This is a genomic window from Micromonospora sp. DT47, from assembly GCF_049844475.1.
GTDB lineage: Bacteria > Actinomycetota > Actinomycetes > Mycobacteriales > Micromonosporaceae > Micromonospora.
In genome coordinates, this window is record NZ_JBNCLC010000009.1 from 63955 (window position 1) to 77942 (window position 13988).

At 74.2% G+C, this 13988-nt stretch carries 18 protein-coding genes; 13 read left to right on the forward strand and 5 right to left on the reverse strand.

The features are described from left to right. Positions 1 to 32: 32 nt before the first annotated feature. Positions 33 to 380 carry an ankyrin repeat domain-containing protein gene (locus tag ACLQ2U_RS16065; RefSeq protein ID WP_425751647.1) on the reverse strand — a complete coding sequence of 116 codons (348 nt, stop codon included), beginning with the start codon at positions 378 to 380 and terminating at the stop codon, positions 33 to 35. Between the two features lie 175 nt (positions 381 to 555). On the opposite strand from ACLQ2U_RS16065, the gene ACLQ2U_RS16070 reads away from it, so the two are divergent. From ACLQ2U_RS16070 to ACLQ2U_RS16105, 8 genes are all read left to right on the forward strand, one after another. Next, complete coding sequence (locus ACLQ2U_RS16070) at positions 556 to 1008, forward strand: cysteine dioxygenase (RefSeq protein ID WP_425751448.1); 453 nt, start codon at positions 556 to 558, stop codon at positions 1006 to 1008. Positions 1009 to 1058: 50 nt separating this feature from the next. Next, positions 1059 to 1550: a rhodanese-like domain-containing protein gene (locus ACLQ2U_RS16075; RefSeq protein WP_425751449.1), complete on the forward strand. Its 492-nt coding sequence runs from the start codon at positions 1059 to 1061 to the stop codon at positions 1548 to 1550. 141 nt (positions 1551 to 1691) lie between these two features. Further along, a complete protein-coding gene (locus tag ACLQ2U_RS16080; protein ID WP_425751648.1) occupies positions 1692 to 2189 on the forward strand; it encodes a winged helix-turn-helix domain-containing protein in 498 nt (165 codons plus the stop codon). A gap of 235 nt (positions 2190 to 2424) precedes the next feature. Further along, entirely contained in the window at positions 2425 to 3033 is a 609-nt protein-coding gene (locus ACLQ2U_RS16085) for a winged helix-turn-helix domain-containing protein (protein ID WP_425751450.1), read from the forward strand. Positions 3034 to 3200: 167 nt separating this feature from the next. Further along, positions 3201 to 3899, forward strand: a complete 699-nt coding sequence (locus ACLQ2U_RS16090) for a uridine kinase (protein ID WP_425751451.1) — start codon at positions 3201 to 3203, stop codon at positions 3897 to 3899. A 140-nt stretch (positions 3900 to 4039) separates the two neighbouring features. Beyond that, positions 4040 to 4438, forward strand: a complete 399-nt coding sequence (locus tag ACLQ2U_RS16095; protein WP_425751452.1) for a TraR/DksA family transcriptional regulator — start codon at positions 4040 to 4042, stop codon at positions 4436 to 4438. Between the two features lie 48 nt (positions 4439 to 4486). Then, complete coding sequence (locus tag ACLQ2U_RS16100) at positions 4487 to 5356, forward strand: DUF72 domain-containing protein (protein ID WP_425751453.1); 870 nt, start codon at positions 4487 to 4489, stop codon at positions 5354 to 5356. A 313-nt stretch (positions 5357 to 5669) separates the two neighbouring features. Then, complete coding sequence (locus tag ACLQ2U_RS16105; RefSeq protein WP_425751454.1) at positions 5670 to 6098, forward strand: DUF2267 domain-containing protein; 429 nt, start codon at positions 5670 to 5672, stop codon at positions 6096 to 6098. 175 nt (positions 6099 to 6273) lie between these two features. Here the strand turns inward: ACLQ2U_RS16105 and ACLQ2U_RS16110 are convergent, their stop codons facing one another. Beyond that, positions 6274 to 7017 carry a PIG-L deacetylase family protein gene (locus tag ACLQ2U_RS16110; RefSeq protein WP_425751455.1) on the reverse strand — a complete coding sequence of 248 codons (744 nt, stop codon included), beginning with the start codon at positions 7015 to 7017 and terminating at the stop codon, positions 6274 to 6276. A gap of 266 nt (positions 7018 to 7283) precedes the next feature. Here ACLQ2U_RS16110 and ACLQ2U_RS16115 point away from each other — a divergent pair, with 266 nt between their 5' ends. Next, complete coding sequence (locus ACLQ2U_RS16115) at positions 7284 to 7574, forward strand: hypothetical protein (RefSeq protein WP_425751456.1); 291 nt, start codon at positions 7284 to 7286, stop codon at positions 7572 to 7574. 9 nt (positions 7575 to 7583) lie between these two features. After that, the gene (locus ACLQ2U_RS16120) at positions 7584 to 8855 is read left to right on the forward strand and encodes a cupin domain-containing protein (protein WP_425751457.1); all 1272 of its coding nucleotides are present in this window, start codon (positions 7584 to 7586) and stop codon (positions 8853 to 8855) included. A gap of 162 nt (positions 8856 to 9017) precedes the next feature. On the opposite strand, the gene ACLQ2U_RS16125 is transcribed toward ACLQ2U_RS16120, so the two are convergent. After that, positions 9018 to 9410, reverse strand: coding sequence for a hypothetical protein (locus ACLQ2U_RS16125; protein ID WP_425751458.1), 393 nt, complete (start codon positions 9408 to 9410; stop codon positions 9018 to 9020). Between the two features lie 119 nt (positions 9411 to 9529). Between ACLQ2U_RS16125 and ACLQ2U_RS16130 the strand changes: the two genes are divergently transcribed. From ACLQ2U_RS16130 to ACLQ2U_RS16140, 3 genes are read left to right on the forward strand one after another with little or no spacing between them, the layout of a single operon-like run. Further along, positions 9530 to 12082, forward strand: coding sequence for an ATP-dependent Clp protease ATP-binding subunit (locus ACLQ2U_RS16130; RefSeq protein WP_425751459.1), 2553 nt, complete (start codon positions 9530 to 9532; stop codon positions 12080 to 12082). A 14-nt stretch (positions 12083 to 12096) separates the two neighbouring features. Continuing rightward, positions 12097 to 12261, forward strand: a complete 165-nt coding sequence (locus ACLQ2U_RS16135) for a hypothetical protein (protein ID WP_425751460.1) — start codon at positions 12097 to 12099, stop codon at positions 12259 to 12261. After that, entirely contained in the window at positions 12261 to 12611 is a 351-nt protein-coding gene (locus tag ACLQ2U_RS16140; protein WP_425751461.1) for a DUF3140 domain-containing protein, read from the forward strand. Before ACLQ2U_RS16135 ends, ACLQ2U_RS16140 begins: the two co-directional genes overlap by 1 nt. Before the next feature lie 67 nt (positions 12612 to 12678). Here the strand turns inward: ACLQ2U_RS16140 and ACLQ2U_RS16145 are convergent, their stop codons facing one another. Beyond that, complete coding sequence (locus ACLQ2U_RS16145; RefSeq protein ID WP_425751462.1) at positions 12679 to 12918, reverse strand: hypothetical protein; 240 nt, start codon at positions 12916 to 12918, stop codon at positions 12679 to 12681. Positions 12919 to 12937: 19 nt separating this feature from the next. Continuing rightward, positions 12938 to 13933 (reverse strand): LysR family transcriptional regulator, encoded by a 996-nt coding sequence (locus tag ACLQ2U_RS16150; RefSeq protein ID WP_425751463.1) that lies wholly within the window; start codon positions 13931 to 13933, stop codon positions 12938 to 12940. Between the last annotated feature and the right edge of the window lie 55 nt (positions 13934 to 13988).

Sequence of the window (13988 nt, forward strand, 5' to 3'; positions counted from 1 at the left end):
CCGGCTGGCCGCCCGACCCGCCCGGGTTGCCGTCAGCGCGAGGTCAGCAGGGTCAGCATCTCGGGCAGGTCGAAGAAGCGGGCGGTCTCCACCGCCGACGGGCCGCCGTGCCCGGGGTCGGCGCCGGCGTCGAGCAGCGCCCGCACCGCCTCGCCGTTCTGCCGGAACACCGCCGCGGCGAGCGCGGTCTGCCCCCGGTCGTTGACCCGGGCGTGGTCCGCGCCGCGGGCCAGCAGGGCCGCCACCGTCTCCGGATGGGCGTGGTACGCGGCCAGGATCAGCAGCGTGTCGCCCTTGTCGTTGGTCATGTTCACCGGCAGCCCGGCGTCGACGTAACCGCCCAGCTCCTCGGTCGCCCCGGCCCGCGCCAGGTCGAACATCCGGTGGGCGAAGGCCAGCGCCTCGGCGTCGAACTCGTCGGTCACCCGGCCCAGGGTAGTGGCCGGCGGAGCGGCCCGCCGCCGACCGGCCGTCCCAGGATCCGGTATTGCCTACTAATCCTATAGGCTTTACCGTCTAGAGTGGCCCCAGGACGCATCGCCCCGGGAGACCGCCATGACCCGCACCCGCACCGCCGACCTGCTCGCCGTCGCCGGCCGCTACGCCGACCCGGCCGGCTGGCCGGTCCCGCTCCGCTTCGACCCGACCGACCGCTGGTACGCCCGGCTCGCCGTGACCGACGACCACGAGGTGTGGGCGCTGAGCTGGCTGCCCGGCCAGGGCACCGACCTGCACGACCACGGCGGCTGCTCCGGCGCGTTCCTGGTCGTCGCCGGGGAGCTCACCGAGGAGACCGTCTCCGGCGGCCGGCTGCGCCCGCACCGCCTCCGCGCCGGCGCCGGCCGCCGGTTCGGCTCGCGTCACGTGCACGTGGTGACCAACCGGGGTGACCAGCGCGCCGTCAGCCTGCACGCGTACCGGCCAGCGCTGCGCCGGATGACCCGCTACCACCTCGTCGACGGCCACCTGCGCATCGCCGAGGTGGCCGAGGCCGGCGTCGCCTGGTGACACCCCCGCTCCCGCCCACCCGTCGGCACGCCCCCGGAAGGACCGCCACGATGCTCCAGCACCCCACCCGTACCGACCGCTGTCCGGTGCCGCCGCCGGGATCGCGCGGGATCGACGAGATCCTCGCCGCCGCCCGGGCCCGGCTGCGTCGCCTGGCCCCGGAGCAGGCGCACCTGGCGTACCGGGGCGGCGCCCTGATGGTCGACATCCGCCCGGCCGCCCAGCGGGCCGCGCACGGCACCGTGCCCGGCGCGCTGGTGATCGAGCGCAACGTGCTGGAGTGGCGGCTCGACCCACGCTGTCCGGCGCGGCTGCCCGAGGCGGTCGGCTACGACCTGCCGCTGATCGTGCTCTGCCAGGAGGGATACACCTCCTCGCTGGCCGCCGCCGCGCTGCACGACCTCGGCCTGCACCGGGCCACCGACGTGGTCGGTGGCTTCGTCGCCTGGCGGATCGCCGGGCTGCCCACCCTCGGTCCGACCCCGCCGGCCCGCTCCCCGTCCGCCGCGCCACCGGTGACCGCCGGCCGGACGCCGCGCTGACCGCCACGCCCCACCCGGGCGTGGCGGACCGCACCGCCCACTCAGGAGGCTCTCATGTCCGTCGTCGCCCTCACCTCGCGCCCGCACCCGACCGGCCGTCCCGACCGGACGGCGCCGGGCCGGCCCCGGACCGCGCCGACACTGACCATCACCCTCGACCTCGCCGCCGCACCGCTGACGCCCCGGCTGGCCCGCCTGGTCGACCTGCTCGGCGAACTGGCCGAGGCGGGGGAGGGCGTCGTACGCCTGGCGGAGCCGGCCGGGCCGCCGGCCCTGCCGGTCGTCCCGGCCGCGCGCCCGGCGGCCGCCGCGACGGCGCCGGAGGACGATCACCCGGACACCCTGCGGATCCTGGCCGGCTCCCGGGTGGTCCGGCAGGGCGACCGGGAGATCCCGCTGACCCGGATCGAGTTCGACCTGCTGCTCTTCCTCGCCGAGCACCCGCACCGGGTCTTCACCCGGCTGCAGCTGCTCTCCCGCGTCTGGGGTTACGAGCACGCGGTCGCCCGCACCGTCGACGTCCACGTCCGACGGCTCCGGGCCAAGCTGGGCCCCGACACCCCGCTGGTCACGACCGTGTACGGCGTGGGTTACCGCCTCGCCGACGACGCCCGGGTCCGGGTCGACCGGTTCCGCTGACCCGACACTCCGACCGGCTGGCACCAACGAGGCGGGTACCCCCGTATCGGGTCGTCGCGACGGCTCTGCTGTAATCAACGGGCTCGTACGCAGAGCGAGGGTTCGGCTGCGATGTGTTGGCCAATTGTCACATTCATGCAACGTAGCCGCCCCTTGACCCTCGCTGAGGGGCCGGGAAGCATCGATGAAGCGGCGTCCCGGGCCGTGGGATTACCCGGACCAGCCAAGGAGGACCATGTCGGTCAGCCCCGCCTCGTCGCGCGCCGGATGGCATACGTCCCAGCCTGCGGTTCCCGGTCGTCCTCCCGGTGGCCAGCGTCGCCCGGCGAACACGGCCGCACCCGTGCTCACCGTGACCCTGTCCATCCCGCTGGCCTGCGAGGAATCGCTCACCCCACCGGCCCGCCGGCTGCTCGATGCGGCCCGGGAGATGCTCGAGCGGGGGGAGGGCACGATCTCCACCAGTGGGGTTCCGGCGGAGCGCCGGCCCGAGCAGGTGCCTGCCGGCCGGTCCCCGGCCCGGTCGCTCGCCCCCACCATCCCGGCCCTGCACATCCTGGCCTCGTCCCGATCGGTGCTGCGCGACGGCGAGCCGCTGCCGCTGACCCGGCTGGAGTTCGACCTGCTGCTGCACCTGGTGGCCCACCCGCGCCGGGTGTTCACCCGGCTCCAACTGCTCACCGCCGTCTGGGGCTACGAGCACGCCGGGGTGCGCACCGTCGACGTGCACGTGCGCCGGCTGCGCGGCAAGGTCGGCGTGGACGTCCCGCTGGTCACCACCGTCTACGGCGTGGGCTACCGGCTCGCCGACGACGCCCGGGTCACCATCGACCGCGCCGGCTGACCCGACCGACCGGTCGCGTACGCCCGGCGGCCGTCCGGCATCGTGGGACGCTACGAAGCTGATGGCGTGAATGAATCAGCGGAGGGAGCCCGAGCCGGGAACCGCTCGGGGCGGCGGGGGTCGGTGGACGTCGGCCGGCGAGCGGGTCGCCGGGGCACCATGGTCGGATGCGCGTCCGCCCCATCTCGCCCGACCGGCTCGTCGACGAACTGACCGAGCGGCTGCTCGCCGCCGCCTCCGGCCTGCCCCCCGAGGTACCCGCTGGTCCGGCGCCCGACGACGGCGGGACCGCGTCGGCCGGTCGGTTGCGGGTCGCCGTGGACGGCCCGCCGGCCGCGTTCCCCGAGCGGCTCGCCGCCGCGCTGGTCGATCCGCTGCGCGCGCTCGGCCGTCCGGTCCTGCACGTCCGCGCCGAGGACTTCCTGCGTCCCGCCTCGATCCGGTTCGAGCACGGTCGGACCAACCCGGACGCGTACTACGAGGGCTGGACCGACGAGGCCGGGCTGCGTCGGGAGGTGCTCGACCCGGCCGGGCCGGGCGGCTCCGGGCGGGTGCTGCCCTCGCTCTGGGACGCGACCAGCGACCGGGCCAGCCGCGCCGGCTACGTCGACCTGCCGCCCGGCGCCGTGCTGCTGGTCAGCGGCGTGCTGCTGCTCGGCGGCGGCCTGCCCTTCGATCTCACCGTGCACCTGCAGCTCTCCCCGGCCGCGCTGGCCCGGCGCACGGACCCGGAGCAGCGTTGGGCCCTGCCGGCCTTCGCCCGGTACGCCGACGAGGTCGCGCCGGCGACCTTCGCCGACGTGGTGGTCCGCGCCGACGACCCCCACCACCCCGCTGTCGTGGAGTCGGACGAACCGGCCGACTGAGGGCGGAAATTCGTCGGTTTGATCCACTGCGGAGGCGGGTAATCGCCCGGCTCACAGAGCACGGGTGATCTCGCCCGTGCGGACCCGTATCCGGGGCGGCCGGCTCCGGAGCGCCCAGGCCCCACGAAAGGCAGGCAGCGATGCTCGTCCACGACACGGTCGGTACGGGCCGATCCCAGGCGGAGACCGACCAGATCCGACTCTCCCTGCAGGCCCGCTACGACGAGCTGTCCGCGGAGTACGAGCACGCGGTCATGCAGAGCCACGTGCTGCGGCTGGTGGAGGTCGGCGACACCGCCGGCGACGACCAGGCCGACAGCGGCACCAAGACGGCCGAGCGGGACACCGCCCAGTCCCTGCTGCGGACGATCCTCGAACGGCGGGCCCAGTTCGAGCACGCCCTGGCCCGGCTCGACGAGGGCACCTACGGCTTCTGCGAGGGGTGCAGCGCGCCGATCCCGGTCGAGCGGTTGGAGATCTTCCCGTCGGCCACCTCCTGCGTGGCCTGCAAGCAGAACCGGGAGCGGCGGGCCGCCTGATCGGGCGTCGCGGTTGCCGGTCGGGTCCGGGCGCGGTGAACTCTCCCCATGGGTGAGATCCGAGTGGGTACCGCGTCCTGGACCGACCGCACCCTGCTCGACTCCGGCTGGTACCCGCAGACCGCCGACACGCCGGAGAGACGCCTGGCGTACTACGCCCGGAAGTTCCCGCTGGTCGAGGTGGACGCCACCTACTACTCGCCGCCGGGCGAGCGGACCGCCCGGCTCTGGGCCGAGCGCACCCCGCCGGGGTTCACCTTCAACGTCAAGGCGTTCAGCCTGCTGACCGGGCACCCGACCCGGGTCTCCGCGCTCTACAAGGACCTGCGTCCGGAGACGGAGAAGAAGAACCTCTACCCGGACGACCTGCCGCCGCAGGCGTACGAGGAGGTCTGGACCCGGTTCCTCTCCGCGCTCGACCCGCTGGTCGAGGCGGACAAGCTCGGCGCGGTGCTGTTCCAGTTCCCGCCGTGGTTCACCATCAAGCGGGAGAACAAGGAGTACCTGCTGGAGGTGGAGCGGCGCTGCCGCCCGCTGCGGCCGGTCTTCGAGTTCCGGCACGCCTCCTGGTTCGACGGCGCCAACGCCGACGAGACCCTCGCGTTCCTGCGCAACCACCGGCTGGCGTACGTCTGTGTGGACATGCCGCAGGAGCACCGCTCCTCCGTACCCCCGGTGCTGGCCGCCACCGCCGACCTGGCGGTGGTGCGTTTCCACGGGCACAGCGACAAGTGGACCAGCAAGGACATCCACGAGAAGTTCGGCTACCGCTACTCCGACCGGGAGCTGCGGGACTGGGCGCCGAAGCTGCGCGAGCTGGCCGACGCGACCGAACAGACCCACGTGCTGATGAACAACTGCTACCGGGACTACGCGCAGACCAACGCGGCCACCCTGGCCGACCTGCTCGGCGAGTGAGCGATGGCGGTGGTTTCACCCTCCCCGGGTGAGGCCGGCTCACCCCACCACCGCGCAGCATGGACGGTGTGTGCGGTCCGTCGGCCGACGCGACCGCGACGCCGACAGGTACGGAGGTGGCTGGTGATGGCGGTTCGGGTGGTACCGGATCCGCGACGCGGTGCCGTGCTGCACGTTGTCGGCTCGACCGGCAACGCCCGGCGGCCGGCGCGACCCAACCGGGTCAGTCCGACCCGACTGTGGCGTGGCCCGTCCGGGCCGCCGCGGCGCAACGACGACCGACGGTGGGAAACCGACGTACGGGGGTGGACAGATGGCTGAGCAGCTGCAATCGGCGTTCGAGTCCTCGTTGGAGAGGACGAACCTGATCCTCAAGGACATCGAACAGGCGTACGGTTGGCCGAAGGAGCAACGCAACCAGTCCTACTGCGCGCTGCGCACCGTGCTGCACCTGCTGCGCGACCGGATGCCGGTGCAGGAGAGCGTGGAGTTCGCCGCGCAGTTGCCGGTGCTGGTGCGCGGGATCTACTTCGACGGCTGGAAGCCGATGGACGTACCGGTCAAGCTCAACCGGGACGACTTTCTCCTCGAGGTCCGGCAACACTTTCCGTACGACGTCGAAGGCGGCACGGAGCGCGTGGTGCAGGTGGTGCTGGACGCCCTGAGCCGGCACGTGACCCAGGGTCAGTGGGACGACGTGAAGGACAATATGCCCCGCGACATGCAACGGATGATGCCGTGACCGGATGACCCACCACGGCCCGTCCCGCCCGTGCGGTGGGGCGGGCCGCCTCACGCCGTACGGCTGACCGGGCGGCCCGCCCGCCGGGCCAGCCCGGCGAAGGTCACCGCGTCGACCACGGCCGCCCCGCCGCAGCGTGGCGTCGAGCGCCGCCGGGTCGGCGGGCGCCGCCCGCCTAGTGCAGGCCGAGCGGGAAGACCTCGAACGCCGCGCCGTAGCGGACCCCGAGTCGGGTGCCCGCGGGACGGCTGATCCCCTCCAGGAACTCCTCCGGGTCGAAGCTCCCGTCGCCCAGTCCGCGCAGGTACGCGTCGTGCGCCCGCAGCGAGGCCAGCCCCCGGTCGAAGGTCGCCGTCACGTCCACCCCGTGGGCGGCGAGCGGCGAGGCGGCGGCCCAGACCTCGCGGACCCGGTTCCACGGCTCGACCCCGTCGGTCAGCTGCTCCGGGAAGATCCACCAGTTGCCCGCGTCGCGGGCCGCGTCGAGCACCGCCCGCCCGGTGGCGATGTGGTCGGCCTGGTTGAGCGCGTACGCGCCGTCCCAGGTGTCCCGGAAGTTGTTGGTGATCACGATGTCCGGCCGGTGCCGGCGGATCACCGCGGCGAGTTCCCGGCGCAGCGGGACACCGTACTCCAGCAGGCCGTCGGGCTGACCGAGGAACTCCACCACGTCGACGCCGACCGCGACGGCGGAGGCCCGCTGCTCCTCCTCGCGGACCACCCGGGCCCGATCCGGGGTCACCCCGTCGATCCCCGCCTCGCCGCTGGTGACCAGGCAGTAGACGAACTCCTTGCCCTGCCCGGTCCAGCGGGCGACCGCGGCGGCGGCGCCGAACTCCAGGTCGTCCGGGTGCGCCACCACGGCGAGCCCGCGCTGCCAGTCCTCGGCCACCGGCGTCAGGGGTGTCATCTCGGCCATGCCCGCCTCCGTCCTCGGATCGACCCCATCCTGTCATCCCCCGGCGGGTCCGGCCCGCCGCCGTACGGCGTCCGGTGGTCGCCCGCCGCCTTCACGTTCAACGGCGTGACGTGCCGCAACGGGTGACACCCGGTCAGGCCTGGCGAACCGTCCGTATCGCCGGGTCCCGACGTCTACGGTGTGGTTAGAGAAGATCGCACGTGGGGTACCACCCGCTGCACGACGGACCCCGACCTACGGCGGGGCGGCACACCCGAGGGAGACCCATGGCACTTAACGACGACGACATGCAGACCACCAGCGGCGGCGGCGCCGAGGGTCCGGCCGACGGTGGCGCGACGCCGGGCCAGCGGGACGGCGGCGCCGACGGTGGTGCCGACCGCGGTGCCGAGCGTGGCGCCGACCGTGGTGCCGACAAGGGCGCGGAGGGCCCGGCCGACGGTGGCGCGACGCCGGGTAAGCAGGACGGCGGCGCCGACGGTGGCGCGGAGGGTCCCGCCGACGGTGGCGCGACGCCGGGCAAGCAGGACGGCGGCGCCGACGGCAGCGCCCGGTAACGGACCGTCGTGACGAACATCCACCCGCCGGGCGGCCACGGCCGCCCGGCGGTTCCGTCCGCCGCCACCGAGGCACTCGCCCGCTGCGTCAGCGTCGAGCCGGCCAAGTTCGCCGCCGGGTACTGGGGCCACACCCCGCTGCTCTCCCTCGTCGACGAGCTGCCCAACCCGGCCGGCTTCACCGACCTGCTCAGCCCGGACGACGCCGACGAGCTGCTCAGCCGGCGCGGTCTGCGTACCCCGTTCCTGCGGATCGCCAGGGACGGCGACCTCGTTCCGGCGGCGCGCTGGACCGGCGGCGGCGGTGCCGGCGCCGAGATCGGCGACCAGGTCCTCGACGAGCGGGTCCTGGAGCAGTACGCCGCCGGCGCCACCCTGGTGCTGCAGGGCCTGCACCGCATCTGGCCGGCGCTGGTCGACTTCGCCCGTGACCTCGGCACCGCCGTCGCCCAGCCGTTGCAGGTCAACGCCTACCTCACCCCGGCCGGCAGCCAGGGCTTCGCCACCCACTACGACACCCACGACGTCTTCGTGCTCCAGGTCGACGGCCGCAAGCACTGGCGCATCCACCCGCCGGTGCTGCCCGACCCGCTGGAGAAGCAGCCCTGGGGCGGGCGGGCCGACGAGGTCTCCGCCACCGCGCAGGGGCCGGCCGCGCTCGACGTGGTGCTCGAACCGGGCGACGCGCTCTACCTGCCCCGCGGCTGGCTGCACAGCGCCCAGGCGCAGGAGTCCCGCTCGCTGCACCTGACCGTCGGCATCCGGGCGCTCACCCGGTACGCGATGGTCGAGGAACTGCTCGCCCTGGCCGCCGAGGACCCGCGGCTGCGCGCCGGTCTGCCGTTCGGCACCGACGTCGCCGACCCGGACGCCATCGAGCCGGAACTGACCGAGACGGTCGAGGCGCTGCGTGACTGGCTGCTGCGCGCCGACCCGGCCGCCGTCGCCGCCCGGCTGCGCGCCCGCGCCTGGCCGGCCGCCCGACCGGCGCCGATCCGGCCCCTCGCCCAGGCCGCCGCGCTCGACGTCCTCGACGCCGACAGTCGTATCGCCCCGCGGGCCGGGCTGCGCTGGCGGCTCACCCCCGCCGACGGCGGCCGGATGACCCTGCGGCTGTTCGACCGGACGATCACCCTGCCCGCCCAGTGCGAGCCGGCGCTGCGCGCCCTGCTCACCGGCGCGGGCACCCGGGTGGGTGACCTGCCCGGCCTCGACGACGACGCCGACCGGCTGGTCCTCGCCCGCCGGCTGCTCCGCGAGGCCGTCGCCGTCCCGGCCTGATCCGACCGCCCCGCTCCCGCCAGGCGGGGGCGGGCGTCCTCAGCGGGTCGCCACCAGCAGCGTCACCGTGGTCACCAGGCCGGCGACCAGCACGATCGCCAACCGTCGGAGGCCGAGCACCGCGTGCCGCCGGTCCGCCAGCCGCTCGCCGGACCGGGTTTCTCAGCCGCCCGACCCCTCGCCCCGCAGCCAGCGGGGCCCGTGCACCTCCGCGCCGAGCGCGCCCACCCGCTCGCGCAGCTCACGGTCGGCGGTCACCACCACCCGGCGGCGCTCCGGCGCGGCCCGCACCAGGTCCACGATCGCGTCGTCGCCCGACCCGGGGGCGCCGACCGTCCGCACTCCGGCCACCCCCGGCACGTCCCGGGCGGCCCCCTCCACCACCAGCACCACCTCTACCGGGGGTGGCAGCTCGGGCGGCACCCCGCGCTCGACGACCGGGGCCAGGCTGTCCCGGAGCCGGGTCGCGGCCCCGGCCCGGTCACGCCACCAGCCGTTCGGCCGGGAGCCGACCACGTTGGCGCCGTCGACGATCAGCAGCGGGCGGGAATCCATGCCACCAGCCTGCCACCCGGCGGCGTTTGTCGCGGCGACCGCCGGGTAGCCACCGGCGACCGTGCCGCGCCCGGTTTCGCCTCGGCGACCGTGCCGCGCCCCGACTGCGGAGGGCAGAGATGATGGGACCCGGTGACTTCGGCTCCGACCCGTGGGACGAGTTCCTGGCCCGGTATTTCGGGCGGGGTGAGGGTGGACGCCGGCCGGCGCACCGGGTCGACATCACCCGGCTGATGACCGCCGACGCCCGGGAGATGCTGGCCGACGCGGCCCGGCGGGCCGCCCAGAAGCACAGCAACGACCTGGACACCGACCACCTGCTCTGGGCGGCGTTGCAGCGGGAGCCGCTGCGGGACCTGGTCCGCCGCGCCGGCGCTGACCCCGACGCACTGGTCAACGCCCTCGGCGGGCGGGGCGACGGCGCGCCGAAGGGTGAGGTGCCGCCGAACCTGTCGCTCACCCCGGCGGCCAAGCGGGCGCTGCTCGACGCCCACCAGCTGTCCCGGGCGATGGGGGCGAACTACATCGGCCCGGAGCACATCCTGATGGCGCTGCCGCTGAACCCGGAGTCCCCGGCCGGGCGGATGCTCGCCGCGGGGCGGATCCAGCCGGAGTCGTTGCAGGCGGCCAGCGCGGAGCGCGGCCCGATGGGCGGCCCGCGGCCGGACCGCGGCACCCCCACCCTGGACCAGTACGGCCAGGACCTCACCGACCTGGCCCGCAACGACCAGATCGACCCGGTGATCGGCCGGGCCGACGAGATCGAGCAGGCGGTGGAGATCCTGTCCCGGCGTACCAAGAACAACCCGGTGCTGATCGGTGAGGCCGGCGTCGGCAAGACCGCCATCGTGGAGGGGTTGGCCGAAAAGATCTGCGACGGCGACGTGCCGCAGACCCTGCTCGGCAAGCGGGTGGTGCAGCTCGACCTCGCCGGCCTCGTCGCCGGCACCCGCTACCGGGGTGACTTCGAGGAACGGTTGAAGAAGGTGATCGACGAGATCCGGGCGCACCGGGACGAGCTGATCATCTTTATGGACGAGATCCACACCCTGGTCGGCGCCGGCGGTGCGGGCAGCGAGGGCGGCATGGACGCCTCCAACATGCTCAAGCCGGCCCTGGCCCGCGGCGAGCTGCGGGTGATCGGCGCGACCACGCTGGACGAGTACCGGCGCAGCATCGAGAAGGACGCCGCGCTGGCCCGCCGGTTCCAGCCGGTCTTCGTGCCCGAACCCACCGTCGAGGACACCGTCGCCATCCTGCGCGGCCTGCGCGACCGGTACGAGGCGCACCACCAGGTCCGCTTCACCGACGAGGCTCTTGTGGCCGCCGCCGAACTCTCCGACCGGTACATCACCGACCGGTTCCTGCCGGACAAGGCGATCGACCTGATCGACCAGGCCGGCGCCCGGGTCCGGCTGCGCACCCGCACCCCCGCCTCGGACGTACGGGAGCTGGAGCAGCAGCTCGACGAGGTGCGCCGGGACAAGGAGCAGGCGGTCGCCGACGAGCAGTACGAGCGTGCGTCCGCGCTGCGGGACCGGTTGGCGGAGCTGGAGGACCAGGTCCGGCGCGCGAAGGGCGAGGGAGAGAGCTCCCAGGTGCCGGCGGTCGGGCCGACGGAGATCGCCGAGGTGGTCTCCCGGTCCACCGGCATCCCGGTCGCCCAGCTGACCGAGGAGGAACGGGACCGGCTGCTGCGGCTGGAGGGGTACCTGCACGAGAGGGTGGTCGGCCAGGACGACGCGGTCAACGCGGTCGCCGAGGCGGTCCGCCGCTCGCGGACCGGGCTGGCCGACCCGGACCGGCCGATGGGCAGCTTCCTCTTCCTCGGCCCCACCGGCGTCGGCAAGACCGAGCTGGCCCGCGCCCTCGCCGAGGCGCTCTTCGGCGAGGCGGACCGGATGGTCCGGATGGACATGAGCGAGTTCCAGGAGCGGCACACCGTCAGCCGGTTGGTCGGCGCCCCGCCCGGCTACGTCGGATACGAGGAGGCTGGCCAGCTCACCGAGGCCGTGCGCCGCCGCCCGTACGCGGTGGTGCTGCTCGACGAGATCGAGAAGGCGCACCCGGACGTCTTCAACATCCTGCTCCAGGTACTCGACGACGGCCGGCTGACCGACAGCCAGGGCCGGACGGTGAACTTCAAGAACACCGTACTGATCATGACGAGCAACCTGGGCTCGGAGCTGATCACCGGCACCCAGCGGACCGTGGGCTTCGGCGTCGGCGAGCCCGGCCGGGAACAGGAAGCCACCGAGCTGCGGGAACGGCTGATGCGTCGGTTGCAGGAGAACTTCCGCCCCGAGTTCCTCAACCGGATCGACGAGGTGATCATCTTCCAGCGGCTGGAGGCCGAGCAGCTGCGGCAGATCACCGAACTGATGCTGGAGGAGACCCGGCGCCGGCTGCACGCCCAGGACATCCAGGTCGAGTTCACCACCGCCGGCATCGACTGGCTGGCCGAACACGGCTACCAGCCGGAGTTCGGCGCCCGACCGCTGCGCCGGGTGATCCAGCGGGAGGTCGACAACCGGCTCTCCCGGATGCTGCTGGAACACCAGATCTCGCCCGGCCAGAAGGCCATCGTCGACGCGCGGGACGGGCAGCTCGCCATCGAGGTGACCGCCGGTGACCGCGACCACACCGCGGCCACCACGTCCCACCCGCGATGACCCGGAGGGCGGCCATGACCGAACCGGAGGAGACCGAGGAGAACGCCGAACGCAGTGAACGGATCCTCGCGCCACCGACGGCGAACCCGGGCCGGGTCAAGGTGCCGCCGGAGGGCCTCAAGCAGCAGACCGACGACGGGGACCCGGCGCCGTCCGGGCCACCGGAAGAGGAGGCGTGATGGTACGCGAGAAGCGACTCGATCCCGAGGTCGAGGTCGTCTGGGACGACTTCCACGCCGAGGTGAACGTCCCCTCCGAGCAGCTGCGCCAGTGGCTGCTGACCCGTGGGTCCGGGGAGGAGTCGTTCAGCCCGGACCCGGACCTCGACCTGCCCGAGCCGGGCCGGCACATCCTCCGGGTGCTGAGCAAGCGCAAGGTCGACCTCACCCCGCAGGACATCGAGGTGATGCGGGAGGCGATCGACCGGATCCGCTCCCTGATGGAGGAGAAACCGCGCCGGGGCAACGCCGACGACGAGTGGCGGCATTCCCTGCTCGACCTGGGTCACGACGTCCTCGTCGAACGCTGAGCCGGCAACGCGCAGCCGGCAGCCGGCGGTACCCGGGACCGGAGTCCCGGGTGCCGCCCTGGTCGGTTTACTGCTCGGTGCCGACGCTGGGCAGTTCCAGGCCGGCGGCGTCCGCGGCGGCCTGCCGCTCGGCGCGGGTCTGTTCCTCTCGGGCGAGCAGGTTGGCGTACTCGGTGATGTCGGCCGGGTCGGGCACCTCCGGTAGCCGGCGCAGGAACGTCTCGACGTCCTGGGACGCGGCGGTGTGCGCGGTGGCCGCCCGGCGTAGCAGCTCGGCCTGGTCGGCGGCGGGGTAGAGATCGGTCATGGGGGCCAGATACCCGTCGTCAGGCCGTTCGCACCCCGCTGGCCGGCCGGGCCGTCGGCGGCCGGGCCCCGAACTCCGGGTGGCGCGGCAGCCAGGCCAGGTAGTCGGGGTGCGGCGCCAGCGAGTCGGTGTACGCGGCCACCGCCGTCTCCAGCACAGGTTCGGCGACTCCGGCGGCGGGTGAGTCGGGGTGCCAGCCGAGCAGCAGCCGCCAGCGCAGCGGGGTGCCGGACAGCCGGCGGGTGACCAGTCCGTCGACCGGGCGGAAGGTGGCCTGGCAGAGCGCCACCGCCTCGCCGGCGTCGACCAGGTCCACGCAGCCGCGCACGTCGGTTTCGTACACCTTGCGCGGGGTGAAGCCCGCCCGGGCGCAGGCGGCGGCGAAGCAGTCGCCGAAGCAGCCGTCGCCCGGCGCGGTGACCCACTGCTCGCGGCGCAACTCGGCGAGGCCGACCTCGTCCCGGTCGGCCATCGGGTGGCTGGCCGGCAGCAGCACCAGCACCGGGTCGACCGCCACCTCGCGCCAGCAGAGCCCGAATTCGGCCGACGGGGTGGCGTCACCGCAGACCCCGGTGAGCGCGAAGTCGAGGCGGCCGCCGGCCACCAGAGCGGCCAGCTCGTCGGCCGACCAGGAGGCGTACGTGCTGAGCTGTGCCTGCGGCTGCTCGGCGGCGAGCCGGTGCACCAGCCGGCCGAGGATCGGGCTGTTCACCCCGCCGAAGCGGTAACGGCCGAGGGTGTCGTCGGCGCCGGCCAGCCGGGCCGCCTCGTCCTGCAGGCCCTTCATCGCCGGCAGCAGCACCCGCGCCCGGGCCAGCACCAGCTCACCGAGGGCGGTGGGGCGGGCGCCGCGCCGGTCCCGCTCGAACAGCGGCCCGCCCAGCGTCCGCTCGATGCGCTGCAGCTGGGCGGTCAGGGCCGGCTGGGCCAGCCCGAGGGTCGACGCCGCCTTGGTCACGCTCCCCGTCTCGGCGATCGCGCAGACCATCCGCAGGTGCCGCAGCTCCAGATTCATACGGTGACGGTAGGACCACGCAGCGGTCGGCGGAAGGGCCCGATCGGATCGGCGT